This is a genomic window from Polaromonas glacialis, assembly GCF_000709345.1.
Taxonomy (GTDB): Bacteria; Pseudomonadota; Gammaproteobacteria; order Burkholderiales; family Burkholderiaceae_C; genus Polaromonas; species Polaromonas glacialis.
In genome coordinates this window covers 3,476,435-3,490,797 of record NZ_KL448323.1, presented here as the reverse complement: position 1 = coordinate 3,490,797, position 14,363 = coordinate 3,476,435, and the positions used below count along the sequence as shown (strand labels likewise).

The following is a 14,363-nucleotide window of genomic DNA, read 5'->3' as shown; positions in this document are numbered from 1 at the left end:
CTTGGGTGGGTCAAAAGGTTGCGGGAAAGGGGCTGGCCGGCAGCGCTGCTCAGCCCATCGTCATGAGCTGCGCGTTGCCGCCGGCAGCGGCGGTGTTGGTGCTGATGCTTTGCTCATGCATCAGCGCGCTCACGTCGTACCCGGCGCCGGCGGCCAGTTGCGCGGGCGTCAGGTTCTCGATGCGCACGATGGCGCCCGGGCACTGCGCGACGCGCGGCAGCAGGGCCTGCAGCGCATCGCCGTCACCCTCGAACAGCATCGCGCTCAGGTGCGGGTCGCCCAGCAGCTGGTCGGCGCTGCGCGTCTGGACAAAAGCCTGCACTTCAGGCGGCAGCGCGGCCAGCGCATCGGCCACCGGGCTGTTCGGCCGGGGCGTCTCCAGCCAGCACGGGTTGCCGCTGGCCAGCGCCGCTGCGACGTGATGCACCAGGCCAAGCGCGGTCTGCGGCGCGGCCCAGACCGCGCCGCGCGGCAGCAGCTGGTAGCGGTTCGATTCGCCAGTCGGACCGGGCAGCGTGAACAGCTGGCCGAGCACGCTGTGGGCGCGGTAGCTTTCGCACGCCGCCGCCGCACGGGCGGCATCGCCGCTGCTCTGCCAGCCGGCCAGCGCGGCAAACGGCTGGCCTTGCAAGGCGGAGACCAGGCTTTGCAGGGCGCGCAGACCGGGCAGATCAGACGGGTTGCGCGCCATGACGGGCGGACTCATGCGGCTGACCGGCATGGCCGGCAAGGCGGCCAGCGCCAGGTTGCCTTGCGCCGGGCCAGCCTGCAGCAGGCGGTACAGGTACAGCGGGCCGCCCGCCTTGGGGCCGGTGCCCGACAGGCCCATGCCGCCGAAGGGCTGCACGCCGACCACCGCGCCAATCACGTTGCGGTTGACGTAGATGTTGCCGGCCTGCACCTTTTGCGTGACCAGCGCAATGGTTTCGTCGATGCGGCTGTGAACGCCGAAAGTCAGGCCGTAGCCAGTGGCGTTGATCGCGTCGAGCACCGCGCCGAGCTGCTCGCGGCGGTAGCGCAGCACATGCAGCACCGGGCCGAACACCTCGCGCTGCAGCCGGGTGATGCCGTCGATCTCGATCAGCGCGGGCATCACGAAATGGCCCTGGCCGGCGCTTTCGTCGCGCGCCATGCGGGTCACCGGCTGGCCTGCGGCCTGCATCGCGGCAATGTGCAGCTCGATCTGCGCGCGCGCGTCGTCGTCGATCACCGGGCCGACATCGGTGTGCATGCGGTCGGTGTTGCCCATGACCCATTCGCGCATGGCCTCCTTGACCATGTGGACCACGCGGTCGGCGCCGTCTTCCTGGATGCACAGCAGGCGCAGCGCCGAGCAGCGCTGGCCGGCCGAGTCAAAGCTTGATGCCAGCACGTCGCCGACCAGCTGCTCGGCCAGCGCCGACGAATCGGCCACCAGCGCGTTCTGGCCGCCGGTTTCGGCAATCAAGGCAATCGGGCGGCCCTGCGGGCTCAGGCGTTTGGCCAGCGTCTGTGCGATCAGCCGCGACACCTCGGTCGAGCCGGTGAACATCACGCCGGCTACCTGCGGGTGCGCCACCAGCGCCGCGCCCACGCTGTCGCCGGCGCCGGGCACCAGCTGCACCGCGTCCGCCGGTACGCCAGCTTCATGCAGTATCTTGACCATCACATTGGCCACCAGCGGCGTCTGCTCGGCCGGTTTGGCCAGCGCGCAGTTGCCGCTGGCCAGCGCGGCCGCCATCTGGCCGGCAAAAATCGCCAGCGGGAAGTTCCACGGGCTGATGCACAGCACCACGCCGAGCGGGCGGTGCGAGTCGTTGTCGAAGGTCGCCTCGACCTGCGCGGCGTAATAGCGCAAAAAGTCCACCGCTTCGCGCACCTCGGCAATCGCGTTGGGCAGCGACTTGCCGGCCTCGCGAACGATCAGGCCGAGCAGGCTTTGCGTGCGCTGCTCCAGCAGGTCGGCGGCGCGTGTCAAACAGGCGGCGCGCTCTTGCGGCGGCGTTCCCTGCCAGATCTGCGCGGCGCGGGCGGCGCGGCTGACGGCCTGCTCGACTTCTTCTGAGCTGGCCGGGCGCACCCAGCCAACAAGGTCACGCGTGTCCGAAGGGTTGCGCACCGGCTGCCAGCCGTCGGCGGCGGCGCTATCTAAATTGAAGCTGGATACGCCCGTCCCGCCTGCGCAAGCGGCATAAATTCCCTGCGTGCTGCGCAGCAGGCCGGCGGCGAGCGACGCCAGTTGCTGCTCATGCGCCAGGTTCAGGCCCGACGAATTCAGGCGCGACTGCGGACCTAGGTCGGCGAACAGCTGGCGCGGCAGCACAATTTTCGGATGCGGCGCGCCGAGCTGGCCGGTTTCAAGCGCGATCTGCCGCGCTTCAAGCACCGGGTCCGTCACCAGTTCGGCCACCGGCACATTGGCATCGCCGATGCGGTTCACGAACGAGGTGTTGGCGCCGTTTTCCAGCAGGCGGCGCACCAGGTAGGCCAGCAGCGTTTCGTGCGTGCCGACCGGAGCGTAGATGCGGCACGGACGGCCCAGCTTGCCGTCGGCCACGGCGCCGGTCACCTGGTTGTACAGCGGCTCGCCCATGCCGTGCAGGCACTGGAATTCGTACTGGCCGCTGTAGTAGTTGTTGCCGGCCATGTGGTAAATGCTGGACACCGTCTGCGCGTTGTGGGTGGCGAACTGCGGATAAATGGCGTCGGGCGCGCCCAGGAGCTTGCGCGCGCAGGCCAGGTAGGACACGTCGGTATGCACCTTGCGCGTGAACACCGGGTAGCCCTCGTGGCCGTCCAGCTGCGCGCGCTTGATCTCGCTGTCCCAGTAGGCGCCCTTGACCAGCCGGATCATCAGCCGGTGGCTGCTGCGGCGCGCCAGGTCGATCAGGTAGTCGATCACGTAGGGGCAGCGCTTCTGGTAGGCCTGCACCACGAAGCCGATGCCGTTCCAGCCCCTGAGCGCCGGCTCGAAACACAGGCTTTCCAGCAGGTCGAGCGACAGCTCCAGCCGGTCGGCTTCCTCGGCATCGATGTTCAGGCCGATGTCGTACTGGCGCGCCAGCAACGTGAGCTTGAGCAGGCGCGGCAGCAACTCGCCCATTACGCGGTCGCGCTGGGCGCGGCTGTAGCGCGGGTGCAGCGCCGACAGCTTGACCGAAATACCCGGTCCTTCATGGATGCCGCGCCCGTGCGACGCCTTGCCGATGGCATGGATCGCCTGCTCGTAGGACGCCAGGTAGCGCTCGGCGTCCTGCTCGGTCGCGGCGGCTTCGCCCAGCATGTCGTAGGAATAGCGAAAGCCGGATTTTTCGAGCGCGCGGCTGTTGGCCAGCGCTTCGGAAATGGTCTGGCCGGTCACGAACTGCTCGCCCATGAGCTTCATGGCGCGGTGTACGCCCTGGCGGATCAGCGGCTCGCCGCCCTTGCCGATCAGCCGGGTCAGCGACGCGCCCAGGCTTTTTTCGCTGCTGGTCGAGGTCAGCTTGCCGGTCAGCATCAGGCCCCAGACGGCGGCGTTGACGAACATCGACGGCGAATTGCCCAGGTGCGCATGCCAGTCACCCCGGCTGATCTTGTCGCGGATCAGCGCGTCACGCGTGGCGTTGTCGGGAATGCGCAGCAGCGCCTCGGCCAGGCACATCAGCGCCACGCCCTCCTGGCTGGACAGCGAGAACTCCTGCACCAGCGCTTCGACGCCGCCAGCGTCCTTCTTGCCGCGCAGGCCTTCCACCAGCCGTGTCGCGACTTCTTCGATGGCGGCGCGCTGTGTGGCATCAAGGGTATGCGCCAGTTGCACCAGCATGGGCAGGCACTCCGGCTCCGGCCGGTGCCAGGCGGCGGTGATGGCGGCGCGCAGATCGTTCTGCGGCAGCACGTTTTGCGCCCAGTCGAGGAAGGGCTGCGCAGAAGGCACCAGGCTGGCGGGCAGCGCCAGGTCGTCGGTCTCGTCGGGTTCAGCCGTTTTTTCCAGTCCGGTTGCACCGTGGGTTGCACCCAGTGGCGACAGGCCCCGCTCGATGCTTTCCACATACTGCAAGACGGCCTGCTTGATCAGCCAGTGCGGCGCGCGGCCCTGCTGGGCGGCAGCGTCCCGGATGCGGGTTCGGAGCGCTTCATCAACCTTGAGGCCAAGCGTGACGGTAGACATGGGTTGCACCTTTTATCAAAACAAGTGCAACCAATTTTATATTTGGTACAACCCATTCTGAATACGGGTTAACCCTTGACGCTAATTGATCGGAGAAGCAGCGGTCTAGCGAGCGATGCAACAACGTTTGTTCACCCTCTTCTTGAGGTGCCCGGCGCCATCTGTGCGAAAAAGTTAAAAGCAGATCGCCCTGCGATGCGGCTTTCCACAGGGGACGCGCGATTTGTGCGGCCTACAATCTCAAACCGTACAAAAAGAGTTGACGGCCGCACTGACCGTCCTAGCTGGAGACTTATTCGATGTCCACACCATCCGCTGCGACGCCCCACGATCTTGAAACCGAGCGCAACGACAAGCGCGCCGAACTGCGCCGTGCCGCGCTCGAATACCACGAGTTCCCCACCCCCGGCAAGATCGCCATTTCCGCCACCAAGCAGCTGACCAACCAGCGCGACTTGGCGCTGGCTTACTCGCCCGGCGTGGCCGCGCCCTGCGAGGAAATCATCAAGGACCCGAACGCCGCCTTCAAGTACACCAGCCGGGGCAACTTGGTCGCCGTGATCACCAACGGCACGGCCGTGCTGGGCCTGGGCGACATCGGCCCGCTGGCTTCCAAGCCGGTGATGGAAGGCAAGGCCGTGCTGTTCAAGAAGTTCGCCGGCGTCGATGTGTTCGACATCGAGATCGACGAAAAAGACCCGGCCAGGCTGGTCGAGATCATTGCCTCGCTCGAACCCACCTTCGGCGCCATCAACCTCGAAGATATCAAGGCGCCCGACTGCTTTTACGTCGAGCGCGAATTGCGCAAGCGCATGAAGATTCCGGTCTTTCACGACGACCAGCACGGCACGGCCATCACCGTCGGCGCGGCCATGCTCAATGCCCTGAAGGTAGCGGGCAAAGACCCGAAAAAAGTCAAACTCGTGACCTCCGGCGCGGGCGCTGCGGCGCTGGCCTGCCTGGGCCTGCTGCTCAAGCTGGGCATTCCGCGTGAAAACATCTACGTGACCGATCTGGCCGGCGTGGTCTATGAAGGCCGCACCGAGCTGATGGATGAGGACAAGATCCAGTTTGCCCAGCCCACGCAAGCCCGCACGCTGGGCGAAATCATTGAAGGCGCGGATGTCTTTCTGGGTCTTTCAGCCGGCGGCGTGCTCAAGAAAGAGATGGTCGCGAAGATGGCGGCCCACCCCATCATTTTTGCGCTGGCCAACCCAAACCCGGAAATCACGCCCGAAGACGTCAAATCAGTGCGCGATGACGCCATCATCGCCACCGGCCGCAGCGACTACCCGAACCAGGTCAACAATGTCCTGTGCTTTCCGTACATTTTTCGCGGCGCGCTGGATGCCGGCGCATCGACCATCACCATCGAGATGGAAATCGCCGCCGTCCACGCGATTGCCGAACTCGCGCAGGCAGAGCAGAGCGAACGGGTGGCCGCCGCCTATGTGGGCGAAAAATTGTCCTTCGGCCCCGAATACCTGATTCCCAAGCCGTTTGATCCGCGCCTGATGATGAAGATCGCGCCGGCGGTGGCGAAAGCTGCAGCCGACAGCGGCGTGGCGCTGCGGCCGATTGCCGACATGGACCAGTACCGCCAGCGCCTGCAGAGCTTTGTGTATGCGTCGGGCACGATCATGAAGCCGATCTTCACCGCCGCCAAGGCCGCCAGCCGCAAGCGCATCGCCTATGCCGAAGGCGAGGAAGAGCGCGTGCTGCGCGCCTGCCAGATCGTGGTGGACGAAAACCTGGCCCGCCCGACGCTGATCGGCCGCCCGGCCATCATTGCCCAGCGGATTGAAAAGTTCGGCCTGCGCCTGAAGGAAGAGCTCGACTATGACGTGGTCAATGTCGAGCAGGACAGCCGCTACCGCGACTTCTGGCAGACCTACCACCGCCTGACCGAGCGCAGCGGCGTGACGGTGCAGATGGCCAAGATCGAGATGCGCCGGCGCCTGACGCTGATTGCCGGCATGCTGCTGCTTAAAGGCGATGTTGACGGCCTGATCTGCGGCACCTGGGGCACGACGGCCCACCACCTTGCCTATTTGGACCAAGTGATCGGCAAGCGCGAAGGCGTTCACACCTATGCCTGCATGAACGGCCTGATGCTGCCGGGCCGGCAGGTGTTCCTGCTTGACACCCACGTCAACTACGACCCGACCGCCGAGCAGCTCGCCGAGATCACCACCATGGCCGCTGAGGAAATGATGCGTTTCGGCATTAAGCCCAAGGCCGCGCTGCTGTCGCATTCGAACTTCGGCTCGTCCAACCACCCGAGCGCGCTGAAAATGCGCCGCACGCTGGACCTGCTGCGCGAACAGACGCCGTGGCTGGAAGTCGATGGCGAAATGCACGGCGACGTGGCGCTGGACGCCGAGGGCCGCCGCCTGATCATGCCCAACAGCACGCTGACCGGCGAAGCCAACCTGTTGGTCCTGCCCAATATCGATGCGGCCAACATTTCCTACAACCTGCTCAAGACCGCCGCTGGCGGCAACATTGCCATCGGCCCGGTGCTGCTGGGGGCCAACAAGCCAATGCATATCCTGACGCCCACGGCCACGGTGCGCCGGATCGTCAACATGACGGCGCTCACGGTGGCAGACGCCAACGCCGCGCGATAAGCCAGTTCTTTCCAGGCGTCAGCAAATTCAGAGGGCTTTATAGCCCTCTTTTTCATGCCTAAAATTTCAGCAACCGCTTGCCTTTTCTTTCGGCATGCGGCAAACTACTCCTCTTGAAATTTAAGGGTTAACCCGGAAACCTGGCAGGGTAACGCTGGATTCAAGAAAGGTATTTTTCATGCGGGGATTTAGCTACGAACGCTGGCGTCAAGCAGGTTTGACGATTCTGCTGGCGGTTTCGGCCGGTGTGATGGTGGTGCCTTCCGGCACGGCCCTTGCCAGAAGCACACCCTCGCTGGCGGTTGCCGACACCGTTGCGCTTGCCCAGCTGCCTCCCCAGGGGCGCAGCATGCTGACGCTGATTTACCAGGGCGGGCCTTTCAGGCATGACAAGGACGGCGTGGTGTTTGGCAACCGGGAACGGCTGCTTCCCGCCAATGTTCGCGCTTATTACCGTGAATATACCGTCCGGACACCTGGAGAGAGCAGCCGCGGAGCCCGGCGCATCGTGTGTGGCGGCCTGCAAGCCGCAGCGCCCGATGCCTGTTTTTACACCGACGATCACTATGCGAGTTTTCGCAAAATCGTTCATTAACCAGGACTGTGGTTGTTATTTTGACTTTAGATCTAAGAGAAAGAGAAGCGGAGATGGATACACCACTTCGTAAGGACGACGAAACACCTTTGAAGGGCATACGGCCCAACATTGTGCAGTCCATACGCGCCTTCCGCGTGCCCGAGTTGCAGGAAGCTGCCACGAAGCTGAACCAGCATTTCCTGTATGCCAACTTGGGCAATGCCCAGAGCAAACAGGACATCCTGGACATGATCGCGGCACAGTACACCTTTCCGGCGCATTTCGGCAAGAACTTTGATGCCCTGTACGACTGCATGACCGACCTGGTGCACAAGTCAGGCCCGCAGCCCGGCTTCATCGTCGTGCTGGAACAAATTCCCGCGCATGCCAAGTTCGACAAGGAAGCGCGCGAGCAACTGCTCGACATCTTCAGGGACGCAGCCGACTACTGGGCGGATCGCAAGATACCGTTCCGGTGCTTCTATTCTTTTCTGTAGCCCGCTCCCCGGACATTGGCCAAGGGGATCGGGCTAATCAGGCCCAGCAAGTCGCGCTAGACGGTGATGAACCGATGCCGACCGACAAACTTCTCGACGTATCGCCCCTGGCGCTGCGCATGAGCAGTCCTTTCAATGCAAGCTACTGGCTTGCAGCAGCCTGAACCACGGTTCAGGCTGAAAACAAAAAAACCCGCAGCCTGCGGGTTTTTTTGTGACTCAAATCGGTCTTTTGCGCTTGGCTGGCGGGCACAAGCAGCTACTATTTTTATAGTATGCCAGTGCTTTCAGGCTGGGCCGTGCCGGCCTTGACCTGCTGCGCCAGCGCCAGGTACTCGGCCACCGGCACTTCTTCGGCGCGCCGCCTGACATCGAATTCACCGGCGTAGTCGTGCTGTTCCAGCCATTTTCCCAGCGTATGGCGCAGCAGCTTGCGGCGCTGGCTGAACGCCACCCGCACCAGCTCGCTCAGCAGCTTGACGTCGAGCTTTTGCGGCTCGGCATGCGGCACCATGCGGACGATGGCGCTGTCCACGCGCGGCGGCGGGTCAAAGCTCTGCGGCGGGACGTGCAGCACGTTTTCCATGGCGTAGCGCCACTGCAGCATCACGCTGAGCCGGCCGTAGTCGCTGGTCGAGGGCACGGCCACCATGCGGTCGATGACTTCCTTTTGCAGCATGAAATGCTGGTCCTCGATCACATCGACCGCATCGAGCAGGTGAAACAGGATGGGCGTGGAGATGTTGTAAGGCAAATTGCCGACAACGCGCAATTTAAAAGCCCCCGCGCTCCCCGCTTCGCGTGGTTCGCTGCCCCCCGAGGGGGCCGCTGCGCCTGCGGTCTGGCGAAGCCAGTCCCGCGGCCCTGACTGGCTGGGAGGGGCTGCTTGCGTTGTCTGCAACTGGATCTGCTCCGCCAGCTGCCTGAAATCGACCCGCAGCACATCGGACTCGACCACCGTCAGATGCGGATGCGTGCGCAGCTGGTGCGCCAGGTCACGGTCCAGCTCGATCACCGTCAGGTGCCCGAGCCGCGCCACCAGAGGCCGCGTCATGGCCGCCAGGCCGGGGCCGATCTCGACCATCGGCTGACCCGGCAAGGGCGCAATCGCCTCAACGATGCTGTCGATGATCAGCCGGTCTGTCAGGAAATGCTGGCCGAAGCGTTTGCGTGGGATGTGCTTCATACAACGCAAGCCATTGCACCGCATGAAGCAGTGGGCACGATGGTTTTCTCTCTACACCCGCAGGGGGCGCGGAACCGGCTTTGCCGGGCCGCAGGCTGCAGGCTGCGGCTCCAGACCCGCCTGCGCGGGCCTGGACAGCCTGCAGATGCGCCGCCTCTGGCGGTGTGGCGCCTTGCAAGGGCAGCAGCCCCCTCGGGGGGGAGCGCAGCACACGAAGTGGCAAGCGTGGGGGTCACTGCGGCGGCTCGCGAAATTCCACGTAGGCGCGGCCGCGAATGTCCTCGGCCCAGCGCACCAGCGCTTCCTCCTGCTTTTTCTCGCGCAGCATGCCGCGCACCATCTCGCGCTGGTCACGCGGCGACACCGGCACCTCGCGGCGCTCCAGCACCTGCAGCAGGTGAACGCCGAAGCGCGACACCAGCGGGTCGGACACCTGGTTGGGGCCCAAGGCATTCATGACCTTTTCAAATTCCGGAACAAAGGCGCCGGCCGGTGCCCAGCCCAGGTCGCCGCCCTCCTTGGCCGAGCCATCCTGGCTGTTTTCGCGCGCCAGCGCCGCAAAGTCGGCCTGGCCGGCCGCGATGCGCTTTTTGAAGCCGGCGAGTTTCTCGATGGCGGCCGCTTCGGTCAGCTGGGGCGTCAGCCGCAGCAGGATGTGGCGGGCACGGGTTTGCGCGACGACGGCGTCGGGCAGGCCTCCCTGGCGTTTTTCGATCACCTTCAGGATGTGGAAACCGGCGGCGCTGCGCACCGGACCGGCCAGGCCGCCGGCGCGCAGGCTTTGCGTCGCCTCGACAAACAGCGGCGGGTAGCGGTCGGCGCTGCGCAGGCCCATCTGGCCGCCGTTGCCGCGCGACGCCGACGCCGACAACTCGGCCGCCAGCGCGGCAAAGTCGGCGCCGGCGCGGACGCGTTCGAGCACCTGCTGGGCTCTGGCCTGCAGGCTGGCGACCTGGTCGGGCGTGGCGTTTTCAGGCACCGCCACCAGGATTTCGGCCAGGTTGAGCGCCGCAGGCGCTGCGCTGGCCGCGCCCGGCTGGCCTTGCTGATCGCGCAGGTAGGCGTCGATCTCGGACTCGCTGACGTCGGCCTTGACTTCGCGCTGGCGCAGGCGGCTGATCAGCAGTTCGTCGCGTATCTCCGAGCGGAACTGCGCATAGTCGATGCCGTCGGCCGTCAGGCGCCGGCGCAGCTCGTCGACCGTGATCTGGTTCTGCCGGGCCACCGTCTGGACCGCGCCCTCGACGGCGTTGTCGTCGATCTTCAGGCCCGAGGCCTGCGCGGCCTGTAGCTGCGCCTTGTCGCTGATCATGCGTTCGATCAGTTGCGGCAGCAGCTCGTTGCGCGGCGGCACGGGGGTTCCCTGCTGCTTGAGCATCTGCTCGGTGCGCAGCAGCTTGGCGCGCACTTCGTTGTTGGTGATCGGTTCGGAATTGACCACGGCCACGATGAAGTCGGCCTGGCGCTGGGCGCCGGCGCGCGGCGCCGTGCTGGCGGCCGGCGGTGCGGGCACCACCAGGCGCGGCGTGGCCGAAGGCCGGGCGATCTGGGCCTGCACGGCGCCCAGAGGCAGCGCCAGCAGAAGCACCAGCGCGGCGGACAGCGGCCGGACAGGGAGGAATCGGTGTTTAGTCATAAGTGGTAAAGCGGCTGGGAGGGCTGATTTTGTCACGCAGGTTCTGGTAGCGTGGCACGTTGTTCTTGAGCGTTTCGAGCGGGCTGGAGCCGATGCGCGAAAAACCCACCATTTCAAGCTGGAACAAGATGCGCGTGTTGGACGTCACCGTGCTGTTTTGCGAGCGCTGCAGCACGACGCGGCCAATCCAGCAGCAGCCATCGTATTCAATGCCGACCACCGCATCGACCAGCTTTTTCTCCAGCGTGCTGTAGTTCAGCCGGCCCACGCTGTAGTAGCGCCCGCCGCCCTGGCCGCGTCCGGCGCCCAGGTCCTGGCCCTTGTCGCCCCACAGGTCGTTGATCGGCCACTGCCAGCCAACGTCGATCTGCTGGCTGATGTTGCGCTGGCGGCGAAAGGCAGCGCTAACGGTGCGGTAGTTGCCCGGGTTGTAGCGCACGCCGATGGACGCCAGTTCCGATTCCCTGATCTTGGGGTTGTACTGCACCGTGCTGTCGAAGGTCCACTGCGGCACCCAGTTGACCGAAGCGCCGACCAGCAGGTCGCTGACGCGGTCGGTGACCGGCAGCGCGCCGGGAACGGGCGTGGTGCCGATGGCCGGCAGGCTGACGCGCTGGTCGTCAAAGCGCAGGCGCTGCGCCACGCCCAGGCGCACCGCCTCGGCGCCGGTGGCCGGGTCAATCAGGCGCGAGGTCAGGCCCAGCGTGAGCAGGTTAGCGTCCGAGATGCGGTCGTTGCCGACAAAGGCGTTCTCGGTGAAGACGGTGGCAAAGTTGAAGCTGTTGGCGCCCGAGTCGTAATTGGGCAGAAAGCTTTGGTCGCGGTAAGGCGTTCGCACGTAAAAGGCGCGCGGCTCCAGCGTCTGGGTGAAGCTGCGGCCGAAATAGCTGGCGTCGCGCTCGAACGTCAGGCCGCTGTCCAGGCTGAAGGTCGGCACGACGCGCGAGACCGACGTGGCGCCGTTGGCCAGCGGCGATTCGAACTGGTAGCTGGTCGCGTGCAGCTGCACCTTGGGCGTGACATAGCCCCACGGCGCCAGCCAGGGACGGCTGACCTGCAGCCGGCTGAAGGCCCGGTTGCCGTTGGGCTGCTTCGTGAGGCGCTCGTCGGCGGAAAAACGGGTGAAATCAGCCTGGGCGGACCAGTCAAAGCCGCTGCCCAGCCCCAGCAGCGGCGCATCGAAACGGGTGTAGGCGGCGGTCAGCTGCGGCAGGCGGTCATACGGCGGGATGATCGGCGAGTTGACATCCTGCAGCGTCTGCCACTTCAGCGCCCGCACCGACGAGGAAAAATAACCCTTGCTCCAGCTCAGCAAAGCGTCCTGCGTCAGCAGCCGCTGCGTGACCTGGCCGGTGGCGACCGGAAAATCGCGCCAGTAGTCGTTGTCGCTGACCTTGTTCAAATTCAGGTTCAGCCCCACGCCGCCGATGGCCGAGACGCCGGTGTCGATGGCGCCGACGTGCTGCAGCGAATACGACCAGCGGTCGCGCCCGCGCAGCTTGTCGCCGGGCAGGACATTGGCGCGCAGCTGGCCGCTGTAGGTCGGCTCCAGGTAGCGGAATTCGCCGGCCAGGTCGACGCCGCGCTTGACCATGATGGCGGGCGAAAACGTGGCGTCGCGGTTGGGCGCGATGTCGAAGTAATACGGCTGGCGGTATTCAAAGCCGTTGAGCGAATCCAGCCCCAGCGTGGGCGGCAGGAAACCCGATTTGCGCTTGTCGCTGAGCGGAAAGCTGATCTTGGGGAAGGCCAGGATCGGCACCTGCTTGAAACGCACGACCGCGCCGGTGGCCACGCCGACTTCGCGGTCCAGGTCAAAGTCCACCCGGGTCGCGGTCATTTCCCAGGCCGGCTTCCAGCTTTCCTCGTTGCCCCGCTCGCAGGTGGTGTAGCTGGCGCGGTGCGCGGTGAAATGCTTGTCGTCGATGAAATCGACCCGCTCGGCCTGGCCGTTGCCGCCGTTTTGCAGGAAGCGGTAGCGCGGCGTGGTGAAAAAGCCCTCGAAACGGTCGAGTTTTAGCTGCAGCTCGGGGCCTTCAAAGCGGTTCCCGGCATTGTTGATCCGCACATTGCCAGTGCTTTTGAGCTGGTCGTCGGGCTGGTAGTACTCGATGCGGTCGGCGCGCATCGAGGTGGCGCCGCGCCGCAGTTCGGCGTTGCCCTCGATCACCGTTTCCAGGTCCGGGCGGCCCGAAATTTTGTCGCCGAAGACGAAGGTCGGCCCCTCGTCCCCGGGCGCTTTCGAAACGTCCTCGGCCAGCAGCGGCGAGTTTTTGAGCGCCAGGGGCACGGACGGGCCAGCCCCGTCGGCCACCACGGCGGGCGCCTGCGCATGGCCGGGTCCGGCCGCCGCCAGGCCCAGGGTGGCGAGCATCGCCAGCCGGGAGACCGCATGGGCCACCGGGGAAAGAATAAAGAAGGAGCGGGATGCGTGGCGCATCGTTTGTATGAGATAAACCCGTTTGTAAAATCAGGGCTGATTATCCATGACCCTCCTGCCCCGGCCCGCGCCGGGCTGCCGCACCGACCAAGGGCTTTGAAAACATGACCGCTTCGCTTCCCCCCGACTGGCTTGATACCGCGCGCGCGCGCGCCTTCGCCCGGTGGCTCGCCGCCGTGGCGCCAGCGCACGGCTTGCAGCCAGAAACCGTCCGCCTGGCGTCAAGCGATGCCAGCTTCCGGCGCTATTTCCGCATCGATGCCGCGCAGGGCACGGACAGCTTCATCATCATGGACGCGCCGCCGGCCCTGGAAGACTGCGCGCCTTTCGCCAAGGTGGCCGAGCTGATGGCCGGCGCCGGCTTGAGCGCGCCGCGCGTGCTGGCCTGGGATGCGCCGCTGGGCTTCATGCTGCTGAGCGACCTGGGCGCGCAGACCATGATGGACATGATCGCGCCGCCCGCCGCCGTCGATGCCAGGCTGGAGGCGACCACGGCGCACTTCGACCTCTACATGCAGGCGGCCGACGTGCTGGTGCAGTGGCAGCTCGCGTCCAGGCCCGGCGTGCTGCCGCCTTACGACGACGCGCTGCTGTCGCGCGAACTGGCGCTTTTCCCCGAGTGGTATGTCGGCAAGCACCGGGGCTTTGCGCTCGACGCCACGTTGATGGCCAAGCTGGACCCGCTGTTTGCGCAGATCAAGGCCAGCAACCTGAATTCGCTCGACGGCGCGCGCGTCTATGTACACCGCGACTTCATGCCGCGCAACCTGATGGTTGACCAGAACGGCGACCTCGGTGTGCTCGACTTCCAGGACGCGGTCTACGGCCCGGTCACCTACGACATCGCCAGCCTGATGCGCGATGCGTTTTTGAGCTGGGAAGAGGAGTTCGTGCTCGACATCACCGTGCGCTACTGGCAGAAGGCGCGCAAGGCGGGGCTGCCGGTCGGCGATGATTTCGGCGAGTTCTACCGGGCGGTCGAATGGATGGGCCTGCAGCGCCACCTCAAGGTGCTGGGCATCTTTGCGCGGCTCACGCTGCGCGACGGCAAGCCGAAATACCTGGCGGACACGCCGCGCTTCATCAAATACGCCAGAGCCACCTGCGCCAGGTACCGCCAGCTCGGGCCGCTGATGGTGCTGCTCGACGAGATCGAGGGCAACGAAACCCGCGTGGGGTACACGTTTTGATGCCAAATCGGCCTTTTGCGCATATCCGGCTTGCGCAAGCAGCTATTGATTTAATAGCTACATCAATTCCTTCCTGGC

Annotated in this window: 8 protein-coding genes; 4 read left to right on the top strand and 4 right to left on the bottom strand. The window is 65.4% G+C overall.

Translation table 11 applies throughout. The features are described from left to right. Positions 1–49 precede the first annotated feature (49 nt). Positions 50–4,129: a trifunctional transcriptional regulator/proline dehydrogenase/L-glutamate gamma-semialdehyde dehydrogenase gene (gene putA, locus EC86_RS0117135; protein ID WP_029527018.1), complete on the bottom strand. Its 4,080-nt coding sequence runs from the start codon at positions 4,127–4,129 to the stop codon at positions 50–52. 299 nt (positions 4,130–4,428) lie between these two features. On the opposite strand from putA, the gene EC86_RS0117130 reads away from it, so the two are divergent. The 3 genes from EC86_RS0117130 to EC86_RS0117120 all read left to right on the top strand — a co-directional run bounded on the left by EC86_RS0117130 (position 4,429) and on the right by EC86_RS0117120 (position 7,833). After that, on the top strand, positions 4,429–6,759 hold the full coding sequence (locus tag EC86_RS0117130) for an NADP-dependent malic enzyme (RefSeq protein WP_029527015.1): 2,331 nt from the start codon (positions 4,429–4,431) through the stop codon (positions 6,757–6,759). A gap of 178 nt (positions 6,760–6,937) precedes the next feature. Beyond that, complete coding sequence (locus tag EC86_RS0117125) at positions 6,938–7,354, top strand: guanyl-specific ribonuclease (protein WP_029527013.1); 417 nt, start codon at positions 6,938–6,940, stop codon at positions 7,352–7,354. 53 nt (positions 7,355–7,407) lie between these two features. Further along, a complete protein-coding gene (locus tag EC86_RS0117120; protein ID WP_029527011.1) occupies positions 7,408–7,833 on the top strand; it encodes a barstar family protein in 426 nt (141 codons plus the stop codon). A 268-nt stretch (positions 7,834–8,101) separates the two neighbouring features. Here EC86_RS0117120 and EC86_RS0117115 read toward each other — a convergent pair whose 3' ends face one another. From EC86_RS0117115 to EC86_RS0117105, 3 genes are all read right to left on the bottom strand, one after another. Next, on the bottom strand, positions 8,102–9,019 hold the full coding sequence (locus EC86_RS0117115) for a ribosomal RNA small subunit methyltransferase A (RefSeq protein ID WP_029527010.1): 918 nt from the start codon (positions 9,017–9,019) through the stop codon (positions 8,102–8,104). 232 nt (positions 9,020–9,251) lie between these two features. Beyond that, positions 9,252–10,655 carry a peptidylprolyl isomerase gene (locus tag EC86_RS0117110; RefSeq protein WP_029527009.1) on the bottom strand — a complete coding sequence of 468 codons (1,404 nt, stop codon included), beginning with the start codon at positions 10,653–10,655 and terminating at the stop codon, positions 9,252–9,254. Next, positions 10,648–13,095 (bottom strand): LPS-assembly protein LptD, encoded by a 2,448-nt coding sequence (locus EC86_RS0117105; RefSeq protein ID WP_029527008.1) that lies wholly within the window; start codon positions 13,093–13,095, stop codon positions 10,648–10,650. Before EC86_RS0117105 ends, EC86_RS0117110 begins: the two co-directional genes overlap by 8 nt. A 104-nt stretch (positions 13,096–13,199) precedes the next feature. Here EC86_RS0117105 and EC86_RS0117100 point away from each other — a divergent pair, with 104 nt between their 5' ends. Then, positions 13,200–14,285: an aminoglycoside phosphotransferase family protein gene (locus tag EC86_RS0117100; RefSeq protein WP_029527007.1), complete on the top strand. Its 1,086-nt coding sequence runs from the start codon at positions 13,200–13,202 to the stop codon at positions 14,283–14,285. Positions 14,286–14,363: the final 78 nt, after the last annotated feature.

Bases quoted from the DNA above. Each gene is read 5' to 3' on its own strand.
- putA (WP_029527018.1), bottom strand. From the start codon at position 4,129: ATGTCTACCGTCACGCTTGGCCTCAAGGTTGATGAAGCGCTCCGAACC.
- EC86_RS0117100 (WP_029527007.1), top strand. From the start codon at position 13,200: ATGACCGCTTCGCTTCCCCCCGACTGGCTTGATACCGCGCGCGCGCGC.
- EC86_RS0117105 (WP_029527008.1), bottom strand. From the start codon at position 13,095: ATGCGCCACGCATCCCGCTCCTTCTTTATTCTTTCCCCGGTGGCCCAT.
- EC86_RS0117125 (WP_029527013.1), top strand. From the start codon at position 6,938: ATGCGGGGATTTAGCTACGAACGCTGGCGTCAAGCAGGTTTGACGATT.
- EC86_RS0117115 (WP_029527010.1), bottom strand. From the start codon at position 9,019: ATGAAGCACATCCCACGCAAACGCTTCGGCCAGCATTTCCTGACAGAC.
- EC86_RS0117130 (WP_029527015.1), top strand. From the start codon at position 4,429: ATGTCCACACCATCCGCTGCGACGCCCCACGATCTTGAAACCGAGCGC.
- EC86_RS0117120 (WP_029527011.1), top strand. From the start codon at position 7,408: ATGGATACACCACTTCGTAAGGACGACGAAACACCTTTGAAGGGCATA.
- EC86_RS0117110 (WP_029527009.1), bottom strand. From the start codon at position 10,655: ATGACTAAACACCGATTCCTCCCTGTCCGGCCGCTGTCCGCCGCGCTG.